The following is a 20,829-nucleotide window of genomic DNA, read 5'->3' on the forward strand; positions in this document are numbered from 1 at the left end:
ATGCTTAGATACTGGCAAGGGGCATTACTCAGGTTATTAAGCTTTAGCCTTGCTTGCGCAATGTTATTGGTTTGTCACTTTGTTAATGCCGGCCAGCTAAGTGTCAGTCAATCTGTGGCGATAGACCCTGTCATCACCACTCAGATCAGTGCAGTAGATAGTTTGGCGGATCAGACGATTCGCCAAGCTTATTTTATCCCTGTCGCCTCCAAACAAGCACTCGTGTGTTATTTACCTGCCCTTGAGCTGTGTGTCGGGTTACTCCCTGCTTCATTACAACAACAAACGGCTTTTTCTGTTGCCAATATTCGCCGCGCTATAGGGCGTAAAAGTGCGATGGCACTGGTTGCTGAACATGACACTGTAGCAGGGGTTATTGTGATTAATCGAGCTAGAGACATGCTCGAGCAGAGTGGCTCTATTGGTTTAGTCACTTATCAATTGCCATTAGTAAAACAAGCCCAATTAACCTTGTGGCATGAAATAGGTCATTTATATAATATTACCTTGCAAGGCACTATTTTACCTTCCTCTTTAAGCGAATATCAGCATGAGTGGCTAGCCGATTTGTACCTTCTGTGGCAGATTGCGCAGCATTATCATCAGCTCGATTTAGCTTGGCAGCAGTTTCATCGACGTAATCTGGCACTTATTAATGACAGCGGTAATTTGTCACATTGGAGTGCACCACAACTTCAAATAGTGCTCAGCCATTATAATGCTCAGCAATTGCTCGATTTTACTCGCTATGAAGATTTTATCACCGCAGTTTATCCATTAATGCCGCTATGGTCTACGCGTGACATGGGCGAGTTTTCTAGCTTAGTCCAACGTACTTTTAGCGCAGTTCAGTCTCTACCTGGGTATATATTTTGGCGTCAGCCCGAACTCATCCAAGTGTTGTCACCGACTTTGGATCGTTTAATGGGTAAGGCTGAATCCCAGCGATGGTTGAAAAATCAATTCTCAACGGTAAAGTAGTTTGTAAACGCTTATTGCGCTTATTTTTTACCGTATGCAGTTCATTCTATAGTGTTTTCTAATAACCTTTGATTTTAAAGAGGTAAATAAATCGTTATCGCGATAATGTTCTGTTTTATCCTGTCTATCTGGATATTGTACGGTTAAATATGTTGTAAATTTGCTAATTCATAGCAGAATTTTCTAGTTTGGTCTGGTAAGCTCTTGCACCAAAAATAATTAGAGAGACCAAGTTTATGGCCAAACGTTCGCGAGTTGAAACTGAGTTAACCGTTAACCAAATTTTAGATGAAGCCTTTAAACAAATACTCACGATTGGTTTTGAGGCGATGTCGTATACCACGTTGTCTGCTGCCACCGGGATCAGTCGTACGGGTATTAGTCATCACTTTCCTCGTAAAACAGAATTCCTAGTGCGTTTAGATCAACGTATTGGGCAGTTTTTTATTGAAGGACTCGATTTCTCTTCGCTAGAGGTATTAGAGCAATCATGGGGAGAAGTGATGCAACAACCTGATCGAAAAGCAGTTTTACAACTGTTTTTCAGTTTATGTGCCAGTACTGATCAAAACATCAAAAAGCTAAATTCGCTTAATGTTGTGAGTGAGGTTGCTATGAGTCATTTTGCTGAGAAAGGACGCCAATGCGTTGAACAACTTATCGGCAATAGTGCATTGGTTTTATTGCAAGATAGCAGCGTAGATTAACAATAAGTCATACACAATATTTGACTAAGTTGTTATATGCACCAAATGTTTGGCTATTTAAATTTTTACCCTGTTAGTAACAAATCGATGTTCAAATTGACATTATGATCAATACCGCATCGAAACAACCATCCCGTATTGGCATCTGAGCCTTCAATATACTGAATCGAGCAGATATCATTACGGTATGGTATTTCTTCTACGATGAAGTTACTGTTTACTTATTCCAGCTTCTGCTTTCGTATCTGTCACACATGTCTTGTGCTTTCTCGTCATCAAACTCACGTAATCCACTTAATACTAATGTTTTTACACCGCTACCGATAACCTTGCCTTCGCTTTGCAGTTCAAAGGTAAGGGTAACATCACCACGCTTACCATCAATGACTAAGTTTTGCTTAACCAAATGCAAACTGATAGTACTGAAATCAAAGTTATCTAAATGAAAAGACATACTTTCATAAATGACTAATGGACGATCAGGGTTAATCATTACCTTGTATTGCTTCATCATTGGCACAAGTACATGAATAAAATTTAAGCCTGAAAAAGCCACATAGCTTTGAATGAATGCGGCAGTTTGTATATCGCATTTACACACTTCACCTTGACGTTGAATATGCAGATATTCTTTACCTTTGGTGTCACTAATACTAAATTTTTCGCCAACACTCTTATCAACGTGAAGTTCAACATTGTCACCTACCATGCCAGCAAACTTAAATTGCATATTTTGGCTTAAGCCATATTGGGTCAGCACGAGGGCAAACAATAAATCGCCCGGTACGCAAAAACGTTTAGCGCCCACATCATGGATAGGATTAAAATCGCCAGCGATTTTTTTTGCGAAGTCACTGGCTTGTTGAGCCGAAATAAATACGCTTTGATCTTGCTTGGTAAAATAAGGTGATAAAAACATAAACAATAATTCTTATTGGTCAGTTGCCTGCTGTCGCATATGGTATTTGTTACTCAACATTCAGTAACAAGAAAGCGAAAGCGTAGGGCAAACAAAGTAATTAATAAAATCAGTAGTTGAGCGAGAGTTTACTGTAAAACGCCAAATACACTCACCCGATGACTATGTCGATAGCCAGATTAGGCTAAGCATGGTAACGGTTTAAGATGGCTTTTAGTGACAGATAATAATGCATTTCCATATATATCAATTCCTTACCTATTTTGTCCAGTTAGGCTTTTGCGTTGAACTCATCTTTTAAGTCTGCAGCATATCCTAGTCGCATAAGATTGGCTTATTTAATTAACTTGCACGCTTAAGCGAATTGAGATTAATCATCGTCATGTTAAGGCTTAAGTTACCAAGGCTCGCTACTTTGAGAGTCGTATTTACCAAAATAAGAAGTTATGTTTGCCATCTTTTTTAATACTGTACATGGCTTTATCAGCCTGCTCGCAAACATTCGAAAAATGGTCTAACTCATCAAATAGACTGATACCAATACTGAGGCCAATTTTAATGGTTTCTCCCTCTAATTCTATGGGGTGTTGATACTGTGATAACAATGTTTTAGCCATGGTTGTTAATAATTCAACGTTATTGGAATGGGCTAAAATAACAAACTCATCACCACCAAATCGAGCCACATAGTGATGTTGAGACTGGGCGCTATCAGTAGTACTAAAAATCTGCTCACATACTTGGCAAATATGATCTGCTACATGGATTAATATGCTATCGCCATATCTGTGTCCTAAGCGATCATTAATCATCTTAAAACCGTCTAAATCGATGAAGCAAAGGGCGCCCTTATGGGGAGGGTTAGCTTTTCTTCCTTGCTCAAATACTTCGATGAGAGCATTTCGATTGAGGAGATGAGTTAACTGATCACGATGAGCTCGCTTAGCGAGATCTTCCTCGTAACGTTTTTCTTTAGTGACATCAATATGGGTGCCCATAATGCGCAGCGGTTTACCGTCAATGTCATATTCAACAATACGGCCACGGTCAGAAACCCAAGAAACACTGCCATCTTTGTGTATCATCCGGTGCACGGCGTGATAGGTTTCGGCTTTACCTGCAACATGGTTGTCAAAGGCCTGGATAACCCAGTTTTTATCTTCAGGGTGGAGATTGTTTTTCCAGCTGTCGATATGGGCGGGTAGCTCTTCGCGAGTAAAACCGAGGAGGTGTCCCCATTGTTGATTAAAAATAGTTAAATTGCCTGTAGGAATATGTTGCTCCCACAAACATAAGCCAGTGCGATCAAGCGTGGCACTGAGTTGTTCGTTTACTCGTTTATTCAATAGAGTAAGCCGATTATTTTCATACTCTAATTGCTTGATTTTTTGCTCTTGTTGCGCAAGTTCAAGCTGTAATTGAGTAATGACGTCCTGCGGTGTCATCAATAATCCTATAGAGTCTAATCGTTCTAGTTTAGCGGGTTCTTAAACAAAAAAATACCAGCAAACTGCTGGTATTTTAGCATTAAAAGATAACCTTATAAGGCTTTAAGAATCGCCTCAACACTGTCCTTAGCATCACCAAACAACATTTGCGTATTGTCTTTGAAGAACAATGGATTTTGTACACCTGCATAACCCGTATTCATTGAACGTTTAAAGCCAATGACATTTTGTGCTTTCCATACTTCTAATACTGGCATGCCCGCGATAGGGCTAGTTGGATCTTCCATCGCTGCGGGGTTAACCGTATCGTTGGCACCTATGACTAGCACAGTATCAGTACTGCTAAAGTCTTCGTTGATTTCGTCCATTTCCAGCACTATGTCATAAGGCACTTTAGCTTCTGCAAGAAGTACGTTCATATGACCAGGTAAACGACCTGCTACAGGGTGAATACCAAAGCGCACTTTTATACCTAACGCTCGCAGCTTTTTAGTGATTTCAGCGACAGGGTACTGAGCTTGAGCCACAGCCATGCCATAGCCTGGGGTGATAACGACGGTATCAGATGCTTTTAGCATATCAGCGACATCTTCAGCGGTTGTTTCACGGTATTCGCCAACAGTGTCATCGCCTGAAGAGGCAACACTGTCATTACCAAAACCACCGGCAATAACTGAAATAAACGAGCGGTTCATTGCTTTACACATAATGTAAGACAGAATTGCACCCGACGAGCCCACAAGTGCACCGACGACAATCAGTAAGTCATTTGATAGCATGAAACCGGCCGCTGCTGCTGCCCAACCTGAATATGAGTTCAGCATAGACACCACAACTGGCATGTCTGCACCGCCAATTGATGCGACTAAATGCCAACCAAATGCAAACGCAATCAATGTCATCAGAATCAGTGGTGTGATTGCACCGCCAGCCTGAACAAATAGCACCATCAGAATAAACGACACCACAACAGCCAATAAATTTAATTTATGACGATGCGGCAGCATTAACGCTTTTGATGACACCAAACCACGTAGCTTAGCAAAAGCCACAATCGAACCGGTGAAGGTAACTGCACCAATAAAGATACCTAAAAACACTTCGACCAAGTGAATGTTAAGCATGGCACCGGTTAAATGCTGTGTTTGTTGAGCTTGACTTGCTTGGGCAAATGCCGCTTTTGCGGTTTCGAGCGTAGTGTTGAGATCTTGTCCCATAACGACGACAATTTCCGACACTTCATGTGGCTGAATATCAATAAAGCTATTAAAGCCAACTAATACTGCTGCTAAGCCCACAAAGCTGTGCAAAATAGCCACTAGCTCTGGCATTTCAGTCATTTCAACTTTTAATGCTAAGCGAATACCAATCGATCCACCAATAACCATGGCAAGAATAATCCATTCTACGCCACTTGTAGCAGGATTGAGGATGGTGGCAATGAGTGCAATCGCCATCCCGATAATGCCAAATAAATTACCATTCTTGGCGGTTTCTTGTTTTGATAATCCAGCTAAGCTGAGAATAAAAAACACCGCGGCAATGATATAAGATGCTGTAACCAGTCCTTGAGACACGATATAACTCCTTAATCTTTACGGAACATCTTCAGCATACGCTGAGTGACGGTAAACCCGCCAAAGATGTTGATACTGGCAATAAGCACCGCGACAAACGCAAGCGCCGTGACTAATGCTGAACCTTGACCTATTTGCAATAACGCCCCGACCACAATAATGCCTGAAATCGCATTAGTGACCGACATTAACGGCGTATGCAATGAGTGCGACACATTCCACACCACGTAATAACCCACCACACAGGCTAGGATGAACACGGTGAAATGCGACAAGAACTCAGCGGGGGCAACCGAAGCGACTGCTGCAAAGCCGGCAAGACCTAACACACCTAAAATGTATTTAAGTTTTGACGGTGCTTTATCGACTTTCGCCGCTTTAGGCTCGATGCTGGCAGCTGGTTTTTGCGGCGCGGCAGACACTGAAATCGCTGGTGGTGGGAAAGTAATTTCGCCGCCACGGGTCACGGTCATATTGCGCATTACTACATCATCAAAATCGAGTACTGCGTTACCGTCTTTGGCTTTACACATTAGCTTCATCAAGTTGACTAAGTTAGTGCCATAAAGTTGTGACGATTGCGCCGGTAAACGACCTGGCAGGTCGGTATAACCTAATACCTTGACGCCGTTGTCAGTAATAAAGCGCTCACCAGTGACGGTATATTCACAGTTACCGCCCGTGGCTGCCGCTAAATCAACAATCACTGAGCCAGGTTTCATGGTATCGACCATGTCTTTGGTGATCAGTTTTGGCGCCGGGCGACCCGGAATTAATGCGGTGGTGATAATAATATCGACATCTTTAGCTTGTTCGGCAAAGAGCGCCATTTCAGCGGCTATAAATTCTTCTGACATCACTTTTGCGTAGCCGTCTGACGATCCGCCTTCTTTATTTTCAAATTCAAGCTTTAAGAAACTGCCGCCCATTGACTCAATTTGCTCCGCCACTTCAAGGCGGGTGTCAAATGCGCGAACTATGGCGCCTAGCGAGCCTGCTGTGCCAATAGCGGCAAGACCGGCTACACCAGCACCAATAACTAATACTTTGGCTGGTGGGACTTTACCTGCGGCGGTAATTTGCCCAGTAAAGAAACGACCAAACTCGTGAGCGGCTTCGATCACCGCGCGATAACCACCAATGTTGGCCATCGATGATAAAGCATCGAGTGATTGTGCGCGTGAGATACGCGGCACCATGTCCATCGCCATCACAGTAATATTGTGACTTGACAGTTTTTCAACAAGCTCAGGGTTTTGTGCTGGCCAAATAAAACTTACCAGGGTAGTGCCTGGCTTCATTTGAGCGATTTCTTCATCACTTGGCGCATTGACTTTAAAAATAAAGTCCGCTTGATAGACGCTGTCGACAACATCTGCCCCAGCGGCTTCAAATGCAGCATTATCGAAGCTTGATTTCACACCTGCCTGTGCTTCAATTGCCACACTAAAGCCGAGTTTTATTAGTTGTATCACAGTGGCTGGAGTCGCGGCGACTCGAGTTTCACCTTCGATACTTTCTCTCGGTATTCCAATCTGCATGACTGTTTCCTGATGGTTGATAAAAAGACCGTCTATTGTTGTTCCCCACCAATAGACCATTCCGTTTGAGTATTACAGCCTAACATGGACACTTTAATGATAGAAAAAGTGCAGCATGTAAACATTGAAGTCGGGTAAACTATTTAATCAATGGCTTTACGCTGACATAGTTACATTGTATTTGCACGTCGTTTTACTCAGAGAACAATCAAGCTGAACATTATTCATCAGTTAATTGAACCTCCTAGCTTGCGACAGGAAGCGTGTTCGGTACAAGTGCCTTTGGGCTAATTACTTGGTTTTAAATAGAGGTAATTTAAAAACTTTTAACTGCGCCACACTTTTGTAGCTTAAAAAAACAACTTTGCATATTCCTAAATGGAATAAAAAATTATCTTTTATTCTTTTTTTGTTTTGATACTCAGGAGTAAGCTGTTCCACATTACACTGTTATAAGGCCGTCTTATGTTGTTAAAAGAACTTTCAGCTTTAGCTTCGCCTTTGTCTCAAGGACAAATCGATAAGCTAAAACAACTCACATCAGAATTATCTTCAGTTCAGCTCGCATGGGTCAGCGGTTATCTAGCGGCGAGTGCTAATCATGGTCAAAGCGGTGTCGAGACGACAGCAGAGACAAGTACAGCCCCAACAGTTACGATTTTATACGGTAGCCAAACGGGTAACGGCCGTGGTGTTGCCAAAGAGTTAGCGGCTAAAGCGCAGGCGCAAGGTTATGCGGTTAATTTGACATCAATGGGTGAATACAATGTGCGTCAGTTAAAGCAAGAAACCATCTTGCTATTAGTTGTCAGCACTCATGGTGAAGGTGAAGCGCCTGATGATGCCATTGAGTTACACAAGTTTTTAGCTTCAAAGCGTGCCCCTAAATTAGATAAGCTACATTATTCTGTGTTAGCGCTAGGTGATTCAAGCTATGAGTTTTTCTGCCAAACAGGTAAAGACTTTGATGCGCGTTTAAGTGCATTAGGGGCAACATCATTATTACCTTTGGTAGAATGTGATGTTGACTATGAAGATATTTCACAACAATGGCAGGACAGTGTTGTCGAAACTGTTAAGCCGTACATTCAAGCCTCAAGTGCAAATGTGGTGTCAATTGGTGCCGCATCTGTTACGGGTGAAAGTGAATACACCAAGCAAAATCCCTATACCGCTGAAGTATTGGTAAGCCAAAAAATTACTGGTCGAGGTTCTGATCGTGATGTACGCCATGTTGAAATTGACTTAGGCGAGTCGGGATTAACTTATCAAGTCGGCGATGCGTTAGGTGTGTGGTTTAGCAATAACGAAGTACTTGTTGATGAAGTGATCGCCGCGCTCGGTTTAGCTGCAGACGATAATGTCACAGTGTCGAAAGAGTCAGTATCATTAAAAGCTGCGTTAACCGATAAGAAAGAATTAACTCAGTTATACCCAGGCTTAGTGAAAACATGGGCTGAGTTGAGTGGTAATGCACAACTTGCTGCCATTTGTGAAGACAAAGAACACATCAGACAATTTATTATTAAACATCAATTTGCCGATTTAGTGGCTGCTTATCCGGCAAAGGTAAGCGCGACACAGTTAGTTGATATGTTGCGCCCAATCACGCCACGCTTATATTCAATTGCCTCTAGCCAAGCCGAAGTGGAAGCAGAAGTACACTTAACGGTCGCGTTGGTTGAAGACGAACGTCAAGGCCAAGCTCGTTTTGGTGGGGCATCGCATTTCTTAGCCTCGGCTGAAGAAGGCCAACACGTTAAAGTCTATGTTGAGTCTAATAACCATTTCCGTTTACCCGAAAATCCAAACACACCGGTGATCATGGTGGGTCCTGGTACTGGTGTTGCGCCTTTCCGCGCCTTTATGCAGCAACGTGCAGCTGACGGCACCTCGGGTGATAGCTGGTTATTCTTTGGTAACCCGCATTTTGAACAAGATTTCTTGTACCAAGTTGAGTGGCAGCAGTACCTTAAAAATGGCGATTTATCGCGTTTAGATGTGGCTTTCTCACGCGATCAAGCTCATAAAGTGTATGTTCAGCATCGCATTGCAGAACAAGCCGAAACGTTGTGGCAGTGGCTACAAAATGGCGCCCATGTGTATATCTGTGGTGATGCAGAACGTATGGCAAAAGATGTCCATCAAGCATTAGTCAATATTGCGGTTGAACAGGGTGGCTTAAGTGCTGATGACGCAGAAGCTTACTTTGAAACACTACGTAGTGAAAAACGCTACCAAAAAGACGTGTACTAAATTCGACCTCGGTTGTTAGCACAAATCTAGCAACCCAATCGCACTACTGAATTGAACAGAATTAAGAGAGGCCTAGGCCATGAGTGAGCAAAAGTTAGCGTTAAACGAATACTTAAAAATCGACAGTGATTATTTACGCGGTGATATCCAAGAGGGTTTAGATACCCAAGTAACAGGATCGTTTAGTGATGGCGATCAGCAGTTGATCAAATTCCACGGTTTTTATCAGCAAGACGATCGCGATTTACGTAATGAACGTAAAGAGCAAAAGTTAGAGCCACTGCATAGCTTTATGCTACGAGCACGGGTACCTGGTGGTATCTGTACTCCAGCACAATGGTTAGAAGTGGATAAAATTTCATCTACGCTAACCACCTCAAACAGCATTCGTTTAACCACGCGTCAAACGTTTCAGTACCACGGCATTCCTAAGCGTAATCTAAAAACCTTGATCCAAGGTCTTGATCGCGCAGCACTTGATTCTATTGCTGCTTGTGGTGATGTAAACCGTAACGTGATGTGTAACCCAAACCCGGTTGAGTCTAAACTGCATGAGCAAGCATATGCGGTGGCAAAGCATTTATCGGATCATCTATTACCACACACTCGCGCTTATGCTGAAATTTGGTTAGATGAAGAGAAGCTATTAGGTACCGAAACCGTTGAACCTGTTTACGGCAAAACCTATTTGCCACGTAAATTTAAAATGGCTGTCGCCGTTCCGCCACATAATGATGTTGATGTATACACCAACGACCTTGGTTTTATTGCGGTAGCAGAAGCGGGTGAATTGGTTGGTTTCAACTTGGTTGCTGGCGGCGGCATGGGCTCTACCCACGGTGAAGTTGAAACCTTCCCACGCTTAGCTGACGATTTTGGCTTTATTAAAACTGAGGATGTGACTAAGTTTGCCGAAGCGGTAATGACAGTTCAGCGTGACTGGGGTAACCGTGTTGTCCGTAAACGTGCGCGTTTGAAGTACACCATTGTTGACCACGGATATGATGCCTTTAAAGCGGAAGTGGAAAAGCGTGCTGGGGTTAACTTTGAGCCAAAGCGTGATGTGATCATTGGTGATCGCGGCGATCGTTATGGCTGGGTTGAAGGTATCGATAACAAGTTCCACTTAACTTTATTTATTGAAAGCGGCCGTATTAAAGACATGCCTGGCCAAACCTTGCAAACGGGTTTACGTGAAATTGCTAAAATCCATAAAGGCGATTTTCGCATGACATCTAATCAAAACATGATTATTGCGGGTGTTGCGGCAGAAGATAAAGCCGAAATTGAAGGTCTAGCGCGCAAGCACGGCTTATTAGGTCAAGTGTTAAGTGGTACACGCGGTCATTCAATTGCCTGTGTGGCACTACCAACTTGCCCATTAGCGATGGCTGAAGCTGAGCGTTACTTCCCTGAGTTTATTGATCATATCGATGCACTACAGGCGAAACATGGCATTAGTGAGCAATCAATTGTGGTACGTATGACGGGCTGTCCAAACGGTTGTGCTCGTCCATTTGCCGCCGAAATTGGCTTAGTGGGTAAAGCTCCAGGACGTTATAACTTGTATTTAGGTGCCAGCTTTGAAGGTACGCGGTTAAATAAAATGCATAAAGAAAACATTCAAGAAGCTGAAATTTTAGCAGAATTGGATGGCTTGTTTGGCCGTTATGCCACCGAACGTGATGCTGGCGAAACCTTTGGTAACTTCACTGTGCGCATTGGCGTAGTGAAGGCGGTTAATGACGCCGCTAAGGATTTTCATGCGTAATGACGTGGTAACGACTGCATCAACAAGTGCAGCCGTCGATCATTCTATCACTCCGGCTCAATTGCAGGCGTTGTTATCAGCGCCTAAAGCTGAGCAAACTGCAGCGCTAGAAAGGATTAACCAGTTTTTAGCAGGCTTAACGGCGCAGCAGCGAGTGGCTTGGGGCTTAGCCTACCTACCTGGTGAGCATGCGCTATCGTCTAGCTTTGGTATTCAAGGTGCAGTGATGCTGCACATGGTGACTCAGGCGCAAAGTGATATTCCAGTAATTTTAACTGACACGGGTTATTTATTTGCTGAGACTTATCAATTTATTGACCAGTTAACTGAGCGCTTAAACCTGAATCTTAAAGTGTACCAAGCGGGCCAAACCCAGGCGTGGCAAGAAGCGCGTTTTGGTAAGCTGTGGCAGCAGGGGATTGATGGGTTGGAGAAATATAACCGCATCAATAAAGTTGAACCTATGCAGCGTGCATTAGCTGAACTCAATGTTGGTACTTGGTTTGCGGGCTTACGCCGCAGTCAGTCTAGTACTCGTGAAGCCTTGCCAATTTTGGCCATTAGCGGTAAACGCTTTAAGTTATTGCCTATTATTGAGTGGAGCAATAAAGATGTGCACCTATATTTAACCGAGCATGACTTGCCATATCATCCATTGTGGGAACAAGGCTATGTGTCGGTTGGTGATACTCACTCAAGTAAGCCGCTGGAGTTAGGCATGTCTGAAGAAGACACGCGCTTTAATGGTTTACAGCGTGAATGTGGTTTGCATTTCGATATTTAGGCTTAAGCTATTTACCGTAAAGTATTGCATTCATCCGCAGTCAAATGCAGATGAATGTGTTTACTCTTTGCTGTGCTGCTAGGTTACTCTTTCTGTTAATGAGCTTCTGTTTAATAAGGCGTATTTCGTAAGCCGATTTTCAATCATTTATAAGATTGAACTTTGTTGCAATCTACTCTTATTTCATCACATCGTAATAGGTTATCGCCACAATATGACTGGTGCGATTGATGCTGTTTTGGGCGATGGAATACACAGTATTTTCGCTAATTGATTAATTTACTTAGCATGAATAAAAAAGAATTAAATTTTATTTAAATTTTCATGCATCCGCGCCGATAGTAGTCTAAATTTAGAAGTCCCCGTAGATGGTTTTTGTTGACGTTTTGGGATTGTTTTTGCAATCCAAGTACCTTCAAAAGCTTCGCTCGCATCCTCGAGCACATTGATTGACTTGTTAGCGTATAAGCAATCGATTAGGTTGTTCCCGATAACTCTCTATTGAAGAGTTATCGGGAAAACCGACTTTTAATTTATCATCTGCTTACTGTTTTTTACGCCCCCTCGCCATGACTAAACTTGTGCTATTGACTTCTAAACTTGGTAGCATAATGTCGTGCTTTGATAGTGCGATATTCGTTTTTGCTGCATAAGTCGTATGCAATAAGGTAAGGTTTAATGCGTTTGTTAACATTTAGTGCTAAATTATTCCGCAGTTTATCGGTGGAATCGATAATACTTATCTCAAAAGATAACAAATTTTCAAATGCTAACTCATTTCAAGGAAGAGTTAACAATAATATAAATTGGAGTTTATAAATGAATAAAATGGCAATTGCTGCTGTGGTATTGGCTGTTGGTGCTGGTGGATATCTTTTGTCACAACAAGGGACGTCAGTGGTTAAAAACGACCCCATGTTGGACTATATCCCTGCTGATACATTAGCGTTTTCTGGGCAGCTGGTTCCATTTCCGTTAAAAGATTATTTGTATAGCATTGCAGGTAATTATCAAGCTTATGACGTTGATAAAATGCTGCCGTTAGATGAGAATTCATCAGCAAAAGAGCGCTTTTTTGTCAGTTTATACAAGCAATACATGAGCGTATTGTCTGAACCAGAAACCTTGCTATCGACTTACGGTTTACCCGATACCATTCAGAGTTATTTTTATACCTTAGGCGCATTGCCGGTAATGAAAATTGAGTTGAGTAATCCTGCAGCATTTTGGGCGGAACTTGATCGCGCCGAGCAGGAAAGTGGCTTAACTCACACTGTAGGTCAGTCTGGTTCTGTTGAGTATCGTGGGTATGCATTAACCAATGCAGATGATGAAGAACACATAGATATCGTCTTTGCTGTTAAAGATAACTGGTTAACCGTGACATTGAATACGTCATTTAACCAAGCTGAATTACTTGAAACTGCATTGGGTGAAAAGAAAGTTGAACATCCAATTAGTGCAACGACCATATTGCAAGACATCGCGAATGCACATGGTTTTATGCAAGACAGCATAAGCTTTATTAACCATGTTGAACTGGTTAAAGGTCTGACGTCAACAGACGGTAACATGCTAGCCAAGCAAATGACCAAAATGATTGAAATTGAGGGCGAAGATCCATTTGCTGAACTGAAAACACCTGTGTGTCAAACTGAGTTAAATGGCATAGCAGCTAACTGGCCGCGCAGTGTTATGGGATTAAACTCATATTCGATTAGTCGTGAAGAAAGCAACATTGATGCCTCTATGGTGTTTGAGAGTAACAACCAAGTCATCCTGTCGGCATTAAATAAAATGCGTGGCTTTGTGCCATCATTTACCACTAAAGGTCATGACAACATCTTATCGGTTGCGCTGGGGGTTGATGTTAATCAACTGGCACCAGCATTGAATGAGGTGTGGACCGATTTACAAACTCCGCAATATCAGTGTGCTGCGTTGGCTCAAATGCAATTACAGTTGAGCGAGTTAAATCCTGCTATGTTGGGAATGATGACAGGTATGGCTAATGGCGTTAAAGGCATTAGTGTGACACTTGCCGATTACAAGTTAGCTGACAATAATGGCCAACCTAGCTTTGAAACGTTAGATGCATTAATCAGTGTCTCGGCTGAAAAACCGATGATGTTAGTCGACATGCTTAAGCCATTTTATCCGCCTCTTGCGAATATCGACTTAAAAGATAACGGCGATCCGGTTGATATTACCCCAATGCTGATGTTACCTCCTGAACTTGGTGTGAGCGCTAAATTAGCCATCAAGGGCAATCATTTAGTGGCTTATACTGGAGACAGAGGCACAGAGCTTGCTGATTTAATGTATAAGCAATCGCTTGAGTCTAACGGATTCTTTAACATGGCGGTTGATTATCAGAAAATGTTTGCCCCGTTAGTTGATATGGTCGAAATGAGTGGCGAACCAATGCCAGAAGAAATGCTTATGTTAAAAGACTACAACATGCGTTTACAGATGTCGGTAGACTTTACTGATAAAGGCTTAGTCATTGGTTCTAAGGTCAACAGTAAAGCCAATACAAAATAAGGTCACTTGGTGATTTCAACAAATTGGTAATAAAAAAGGTGACCCATGTGGTCACCTTTTTGATATTGAGTGGCTGTGTTACAACAAATCGTTTAACGCAATACCGATACCAATTCGTTGATTATGATGGTTATAATCAATTAAGCTTTCACCGTAACCATTAAAATATTGAGTATAAACACGCAAAGTACCAATAATCGGGTAGCTCCAGGTCAATTCAACTGCACCGCGATTATTATCGCGTAAGTTGTTACGCAGTAGCATGGTAAAGCGGTGCTCATCTAAGCCGTATACTCCCGTCAGTTCGAAGTTACCCATGTAACTGCCAATGTCTGGATTGTCATCGCCTTTAGCTGAATTAATGTCTTCTTTTGCATCTTCAGGGATACGCCACCACACTCTAAGTCCCAGAGCGAAAGGACCACGGTCGAATATTGCGCTGCCGTATATTCGGTTCCAGCTGCGCGATAATTGATTGGTTTGACCATTAGACTGATGCACAGCCCCCACACCTAAAAATGAGTTGGTAAAGCCAGCAATTTTCCAATCATTATTAAATAACATAAATACTTCAGGTTCATGATTGGTTTCACGAAATGGCGATGAAGCTTCTTCATTGTAAACTTGCCAATATGATTGGTTGGTGTAGGCGAAGAACAAATGGCCATTATCACCAAAAACGTTATACATAATCGGAAACTTAAAACTGATTTGGAACTTTGCTTCTAAGTTATCAATGCTGAAATCTTCATCTGGGTATTTAATTTCAAATGGCAATGAGTTGGTTCTGGTTTGGTAGGTAACAGGAAGTAGATAATTAGCTTTGTGCGGAGTGATCACAAACGGCTTTTCAGATGTTGCCAACTCTCCTTTTACACGTTCGTCGACTAAAGAATCTTCTGCAAGGGCTATCGAGCTATAACCCCATAACAACAACGAGAGTCCAAGATATTGTGTGCTTTTTATCATTGCATCATCCATAAGCATAATTAATAGTAATTTTAATGTGATTCTTAGTATGAGTATCTTTCGAAGTTCATTGTCATCAATTGCTAGAGATTTGTCGAATTAAGTTAACAATTGTTTTGATTCTAGTGGATCATTTTATACATTTTTGCATATGACATCGATTAAACAGCAAACAAATAATCTCATATTCTATTTAGTTATAAAAACTAACTATTAACTATTGTATATGGAATATAGAAAACGCTATATTCGATCATGGTCAAATATCTTGAGGTAAATGTGATGGAATTAGTATCTATGCTGGGGCAAAAAGCCAAAGGCAAAGTGTGGTTAGTTGGTGCAGGTCCTGGTGACGTTGAACTGCTAACGCTAAAAGCCTATCGCATCCTAAAGAATGCTGATGCTGTGCTGTATGACGCATTAGTGAGCCAAGATATTTTAGATTTAATCCCTTGTGATGCTGAAAAAATCGCTGTGGGTAAGCGCGCAGGTAAACACAGTGCTGCTCAAGGAGACATTAATCAGCTATTAGTGACGAAAGCGTTTACCCGTAAAAATGTTGTGCGCTTGAAAGGCGGCGATCCGTTTATTTTTGGCCGCGGTGGCGAAGAGTTACAAACCTTAGTGGCAGCGGGTATTGCTTTTGAGGTGGTTCCTGGCATTACTGCGGCCAGCGGCACAGCAGCTTACGCCGGTATTCCCCTAACACATCGTGACTATGCTCAAGGCGTTACCTTTATTACGGGTCACTGCCAGTTAGCGAGCCGCCCGATGGATTGGCAAGGTTATGCTAACTCTAACAACACCTTAGTGGTATATATGGGTATATTAAACGCTAATATTATCAGTGATGGTTTGATTAATGCTGGCCGCAGTGCTGATACGCCAGTAGCGATAGTGTCTAACGCCACCACCTCATCACAACAGCGGTTTATCGGTAAATTAGGTGAGCTGGCACGATTAGCCGCCGATCCTGCCTTGCAGATGCCTGCGCTGATGATTATCGGTGAAGTCGTTGAATTAGCTGACAGCTTGAATTGGTTTGACCCACTTACAGCGCAACAAAAAACAGATTTAGACTCAGTCGCCAAGGCGCTGTAGTCAAATAATTTAACCCGCTGCTTTTTTGCAGCATATTTAGGTAATGGAGAATCATCATGGCAGGCCGTTCGTTAAGCCATTTACAACAACTGGAAGCTGAAAGCATCCAGATTATTCGTGAAGTTGCAGCTGAGTTTGGTAACCCTGTGATGCTTTATTCTATTGGTAAAGATTCATCGGTTATGTTGCATCTTGCGCGTAAGGCATTTTACCCAGGTAAAATTCCATTTCCATTACTGCATGTTGATACCGGTTGGAAATTTAAAGAGATGATCGCGTTTCGTGACGCGCAAGCTAAAGCATTTGGTTTTGAGTTGTTGACTCACACCAACCAAGAAGGCGTTGAACAAGGCGTGGGCCCATTTACCCATGGCAGTGCTAAACATACAGATATCATGAAAACTCAAAGTTTAAAGCAAGCGTTAAATCAGTATGGATTTGATGCTGCTTTTGGCGGTGCTCGTCGTGATGAAGAAAAGTCTCGCGCGAAAGAGCGGGTCTATTCGTTCCGTGACAAACACCACCGCTGGGATCCGAAAAACCAACGTCCAGAGTTATGGCGCACTTATAACGGCGCGGTAAATAAGGGCGAAAGTATTCGTGTGTTCCCATTATCAAACTGGACCGAGCTGGATATTTGGCAATACATCTATCAAGAGAACATCGAAATTGTGCCGTTATATTTTGCTGCGCCTCGTACCGTAGTGAACAAAGGCGGTCAGCTCATTTATAAAGATGACGATCGTATGCCTATTGAAGAGGGTGATGTTGAATCGGTTGAACGAGTTCGTTTTAGAACCTTAGGTTGTTATCCGTTAACCGCGGCGATGCCATCAGAAGCTGATACCTTAGAGAAAATTATTGAAGAGATGCTGTTAACTCGCTCAAGTGAACGTCAAGGGCGCTTAATTGATTCAGACCAAAGTGCATCAATGGAGCAGAAAAAGCGTCAAGGCTATTTCTAAGTCATTGAACAGGGTTATTTTACCTATCCAGCATGCGAACGAATTTGAGTGAGAAAGATTATGGACCAAGCAAAAACTAATACTGACCGCATGGCGGCAGAGATCCAACTACACGGTGTAAAAGAATATTTAGCATTACAGCAGAATAAAGGCTTACTGCGTTTTTTAACTTGTGGCAGTGTCGATGATGGTAAAAGTACCTTAATTGGCCGTTTACTGCATGACAGCGCCCAGATTTATGAAGATCAACTTGCAAGCCTGAAAAGTGATAGCGCTAAAATGGGCACTACAGGTGAAGCCATTGATCTCGCGTTATTGGTAGACGGATTACAGGCTGAGCGTGAGCAAGGCATTACTATCGACGTCGCTTATCGCTATTTTTCCAGTGAAAAACGTAAGTTCATTATTGCTGATACTCCAGGTCATGAACAGTACACGCGTAACATGGCAACGGGTGCATCTACCTGTGACCTAGCGGTTATTTTGGTTGATGCACGTTATGGGGTGCAAACCCAAACTAAACGCCATGCCTTTATTGCCTCTTTATTAGGATTACGTCACTTTGTCGTTGCGGTAAATAAGATGGACTTAGTTGGCTTTGATCAAACTGTGTTTGAAAAAATTCAAGCTGACTTTACTGACTTTGTAAAAGATTTTGGTGATTTAGATATTCACTACGTGCCGTTATCAGCCTTGAATGGTGACAACGTGGTTAATCGCAGCACTCAGTGTGATTGGTATCAAGGTGGCACATTACTTGAGTTACTTGAAACTATTGATACCCAGCGTGAACTGAGCGAATTACCGGTTCGTTTCCCAGTGCAATACGTGCTGCGTCCTAATCTCGATTTTCGTGGTTTCTCGGGCACCTTAGCGTCAGGCATTATTAAAGTGGGTGACGAGCTGGTCGCTCTGCCATCGGGCAAGCGCAGTAAAATTGCGCGTATTGTGACGTTTGACGGTGATTTACCAGAAGCGGTAGCAGGCCAAGCCATTACCATTACCCTTGAAGATGAGATTGATATCTCTCGTGGTGATTTACTGGCTCATCCAGCAACTGCGCCAGACATTGCTAACCATATTGTGGCAGACTTAGTCTGGATGGATGAAAAACCATTACAAATCGGTCAGTTATATGATGTCAAAGTCGCGGGTAAGAAAACTCAAGCCGTGGTGAGTGAGATTGAATACATCACCGATGTGAATACCCTTGAACGCAGTGCAGCATCGACATTAAGCTTAAACACCATTGCACGAGTTAAGTTAGATCTAACTGAATCAATAGTGTTAGATGCTTATAGCCTAGTGCGTGATACAGGTGGAATGATTTTAATTGATCGCCTATCTAATGCCACTGTAGCCGCCGCTATGGTTGTGAGTGGTCATCAAGGTGACAAGCAAAGTCATACTGAGTTTAGTGCATTTGAAGTCGAATTTAATGCGTTAGTACGTAAGCATTATCCACATTGGAACGCGCGCGATATTAGCGTACTTGGAAAATAAATAATGAGCGAAATGTGGTTGTTAGCGATTATCTTGTTAGCACTGGTCGGTGGGCTTCTTGCTGGGCTTGCAAAACCGGCTGCCATGTTTTTCTTCGCTTCATTACTTTGTTATCTGCTCGGGCTTGTTGATTTAACGGTCGCATTGGGTAGTTTTACCAATAACGGACTGATCACTTTAGTGCTGTTGGTGCTTGCCGCTACAGCACTGGAAAAAACCTCATTATTAGGCAAATTAAGCCATGTGATAGGTAAAGGTTCGTTATTTTCTACTCTAGCTAAGTTAGGTGTATCGACAGCCCTGTTGTCATCGTTTACTAACAACACTGCAGTAGTCGCCTCGTTAATTGGTGTGGTGCGCCGTAATCAAGCGCATGCGCCATCTAAGTTGTTACTGCCGTTAAACTACGCAGCCATTTTGGGCGGTACACTTACGCTCATTGGTACTTCCACCAATTTGATTGTTAACTCCTTTGTTGAAAATGCCGGTCTTGAGCCTCTAGGTTTTTTTGAGTTTTCACAAGTCGGCTCATTAGTGGTCATTAGTGGCTTAATAGTGCTGACCATTATGGCCAACTTTTTACCTGACAGACGTGAAGAAAACGAAGATGAGTCTCTGCCTTATCTGTTGGAAGCGCATGTGGCTAAAACGTCGAGTTTAGTGGGTAAGAGCGTACTCGAAAATCGTCTGCGGGCGCTGAAAAAGCTCTACTTAGTTGAATTAGAACGTAGCGGTATACGTATTTGCCCTGTGCCACCACAAATGGTGCTGCAAGCTGATGACGTTTTACGTTTTAGTGGTGCGGTTGAGTCGGTTGAGTTATTGCATCAGTTTGATGGTTTAGAATGGTTCGGTAAGCAGCATGCAAAAGGCCAAAACCTGGTTGAAGCCGTATTAGCGCCATCATCGAGCCTAGTTGGCACAACCTTGAAAGATTCGCGTTTTCGTGAAGTGTTTGATGCTGCAGTAATGGCTATTCGTCGTGGACATTTGCCGTTAAAAGGTGGGCTTGGCGACATAGTGTTACAACCGGGTGATGTATTACTATTAACCCCTGGTGACCGTTTTTCTAAATGTCCTAATTTGACCACCGACTTTGCTGCTATCAGTGGCTTAGAGTTAAGCGTCCGTTTAGATAGTAAACGCGGTAATTGGGTCTTGATCGGGTTTGCACTAACCATTACGGCGAGTATTTTAGAAGTATTGCCCTTAGCCAAAGGTTTAGTCTTATTGTTACTTAGCTACGTGGCGATTGGCGCAATAACCTTAACTGAGCTTAAACGTCGTTTCCCATTAGAACTCGTGGTGATTGTAGGCAGTGCCTTGGGCTTAGCTAACTTGATGATTACCACAGGCTTAGCAGATGTCATGGCGCAAGCGATGTTAAGTGTGTTTAATGGTTATGGTGTGTTTGCCGCTTTTGTGGGCATTTATCTGATCACCTTAATTGTTACAGAGTTAATTACCAATAATGCCGCCGCAGCACTCGTGTTCCCGGTTGCCTTTGCTGTTGCAACCAGTTTTGGTGTCGATACCCGACCCTTTATTATGGCAGTAGTATTTGGCGCCAGCGCGAGCTTTATTTCGCCTTACGGTTATCAAACCAATCTTATGGTCTTTAATGCTGGTAATTATAAATTCAGTGATTTTGTTCGCTTAGGTTTACCGTTATCAATTGTATATTCCCTAGTGGTTATCTTTTCGATCCCATATTTCTTTCCGTTTTAAAAAAGTATTTAGTGTGGTGTCACAACCACTCGATA

Annotated in this window: 16 protein-coding genes; 10 read left to right on the forward strand and 6 right to left on the reverse strand. The window is 42.6% G+C overall.

What is annotated here, in order from left to right; genetic code table 11:
- Together GW828_RS07055 and GW828_RS07060 are read left to right on the forward strand one after the other, a co-directional pair.
- Nucleotides 1-981, forward strand: coding sequence for a hypothetical protein (locus tag GW828_RS07055; protein ID WP_273058220.1), 981 nt, complete (start codon nucleotides 1-3; stop codon nucleotides 979-981).
- Nucleotides 982-1,217: 236 nt separating this feature from the next.
- Entirely contained in the window at nucleotides 1,218-1,688 is a 471-nt protein-coding gene (locus tag GW828_RS07060) for a TetR/AcrR family transcriptional regulator (RefSeq protein WP_273058218.1), read from the forward strand.
- A 217-nt stretch (nucleotides 1,689-1,905) separates the two neighbouring features.
- Here the strand turns inward: GW828_RS07060 and GW828_RS07065 are convergent, their stop codons facing one another.
- The 4 genes from GW828_RS07065 to GW828_RS07080 form a co-directional block, all read right to left on the reverse strand.
- Entirely contained in the window at nucleotides 1,906-2,607 is a 702-nt protein-coding gene (locus GW828_RS07065; RefSeq protein WP_182697593.1) for a DUF3581 domain-containing protein, read from the reverse strand.
- Between the two features lie 428 nt (nucleotides 2,608-3,035).
- On the reverse strand, nucleotides 3,036-4,052 hold the full coding sequence (locus GW828_RS07070; protein WP_273058216.1) for a sensor domain-containing diguanylate cyclase: 1,017 nt from the start codon (nucleotides 4,050-4,052) through the stop codon (nucleotides 3,036-3,038).
- A gap of 95 nt (nucleotides 4,053-4,147) precedes the next feature.
- Entirely contained in the window at nucleotides 4,148-5,632 is a 1,485-nt protein-coding gene (gene pntB / locus GW828_RS07075; protein WP_124015424.1) for a Re/Si-specific NAD(P)(+) transhydrogenase subunit beta, read from the reverse strand.
- Between the two features lie 11 nt (nucleotides 5,633-5,643).
- A complete protein-coding gene (locus GW828_RS07080; protein WP_124015425.1) occupies nucleotides 5,644-7,173 on the reverse strand; it encodes a Re/Si-specific NAD(P)(+) transhydrogenase subunit alpha in 1,530 nt (509 codons plus the stop codon).
- A 465-nt stretch (nucleotides 7,174-7,638) separates the two neighbouring features.
- Here GW828_RS07080 and GW828_RS07085 point away from each other — a divergent pair, with 465 nt between their 5' ends.
- From GW828_RS07085 to GW828_RS07095, 3 genes are all read left to right on the forward strand, one after another.
- On the forward strand, nucleotides 7,639-9,429 hold the full coding sequence (locus GW828_RS07085) for an assimilatory sulfite reductase (NADPH) flavoprotein subunit (RefSeq protein ID WP_273058213.1): 1,791 nt from the start codon (nucleotides 7,639-7,641) through the stop codon (nucleotides 9,427-9,429).
- Between the two features lie 79 nt (nucleotides 9,430-9,508).
- A complete protein-coding gene (cysI, locus tag GW828_RS07090) occupies nucleotides 9,509-11,200 on the forward strand; it encodes an assimilatory sulfite reductase (NADPH) hemoprotein subunit (protein WP_182697590.1) in 1,692 nt (563 codons plus the stop codon).
- Nucleotides 11,193-11,984, forward strand: a complete 792-nt coding sequence (locus GW828_RS07095; protein ID WP_182741103.1) for a phosphoadenylyl-sulfate reductase — start codon at nucleotides 11,193-11,195, stop codon at nucleotides 11,982-11,984. The genes cysI and GW828_RS07095 overlap by 8 nt, the downstream gene beginning before the upstream one ends.
- A gap of 544 nt (nucleotides 11,985-12,528) precedes the next feature.
- On the opposite strand, the gene GW828_RS07100 is transcribed toward GW828_RS07095, so the two are convergent.
- Nucleotides 12,529-12,678: a hypothetical protein gene (locus tag GW828_RS07100; RefSeq protein ID WP_273693310.1), complete on the reverse strand. Its 150-nt coding sequence runs from the start codon at nucleotides 12,676-12,678 to the stop codon at nucleotides 12,529-12,531.
- A gap of 125 nt (nucleotides 12,679-12,803) precedes the next feature.
- On the opposite strand from GW828_RS07100, the gene GW828_RS07105 reads away from it, so the two are divergent.
- On the forward strand, nucleotides 12,804-14,528 hold the full coding sequence (locus tag GW828_RS07105; RefSeq protein WP_124015429.1) for a hypothetical protein: 1,725 nt from the start codon (nucleotides 12,804-12,806) through the stop codon (nucleotides 14,526-14,528).
- 78 nt (nucleotides 14,529-14,606) lie between these two features.
- Here GW828_RS07105 and GW828_RS07110 read toward each other — a convergent pair whose 3' ends face one another.
- Nucleotides 14,607-15,497 (reverse strand): phospholipase A, encoded by an 891-nt coding sequence (locus GW828_RS07110; protein WP_235781606.1) that lies wholly within the window; start codon nucleotides 15,495-15,497, stop codon nucleotides 14,607-14,609.
- A gap of 282 nt (nucleotides 15,498-15,779) precedes the next feature.
- On the opposite strand from GW828_RS07110, the gene cobA reads away from it, so the two are divergent.
- Genes cobA through GW828_RS07130 form a run of 4 tightly spaced genes read left to right on the forward strand, consistent with a single transcriptional unit; the run spans nucleotide 15,780 to nucleotide 20,794 of the window.
- On the forward strand, nucleotides 15,780-16,598 hold the full coding sequence (gene cobA, locus GW828_RS07115) for a uroporphyrinogen-III C-methyltransferase (protein WP_182697587.1): 819 nt from the start codon (nucleotides 15,780-15,782) through the stop codon (nucleotides 16,596-16,598).
- Nucleotides 16,599-16,654: 56 nt separating this feature from the next.
- Nucleotides 16,655-17,563: a sulfate adenylyltransferase subunit CysD gene (gene cysD / locus GW828_RS07120; RefSeq protein WP_124015432.1), complete on the forward strand. Its 909-nt coding sequence runs from the start codon at nucleotides 16,655-16,657 to the stop codon at nucleotides 17,561-17,563.
- A gap of 60 nt (nucleotides 17,564-17,623) precedes the next feature.
- Complete coding sequence (cysN, locus tag GW828_RS07125; RefSeq protein WP_182697585.1) at nucleotides 17,624-19,066, forward strand: sulfate adenylyltransferase subunit CysN; 1,443 nt, start codon at nucleotides 17,624-17,626, stop codon at nucleotides 19,064-19,066.
- 3 nt (nucleotides 19,067-19,069) lie between these two features.
- Nucleotides 19,070-20,794 (forward strand): SLC13 family permease, encoded by a 1,725-nt coding sequence (locus GW828_RS07130; protein ID WP_182697584.1) that lies wholly within the window; start codon nucleotides 19,070-19,072, stop codon nucleotides 20,792-20,794.
- Nucleotides 20,795-20,829: the final 35 nt, after the last annotated feature.

Origin of the sequence: Shewanella vesiculosa, from assembly GCF_009994065.1 — a bacterium.
Taxonomy (GTDB): domain Bacteria; phylum Pseudomonadota; class Gammaproteobacteria; order Enterobacterales; family Shewanellaceae; genus Shewanella; species Shewanella vesiculosa.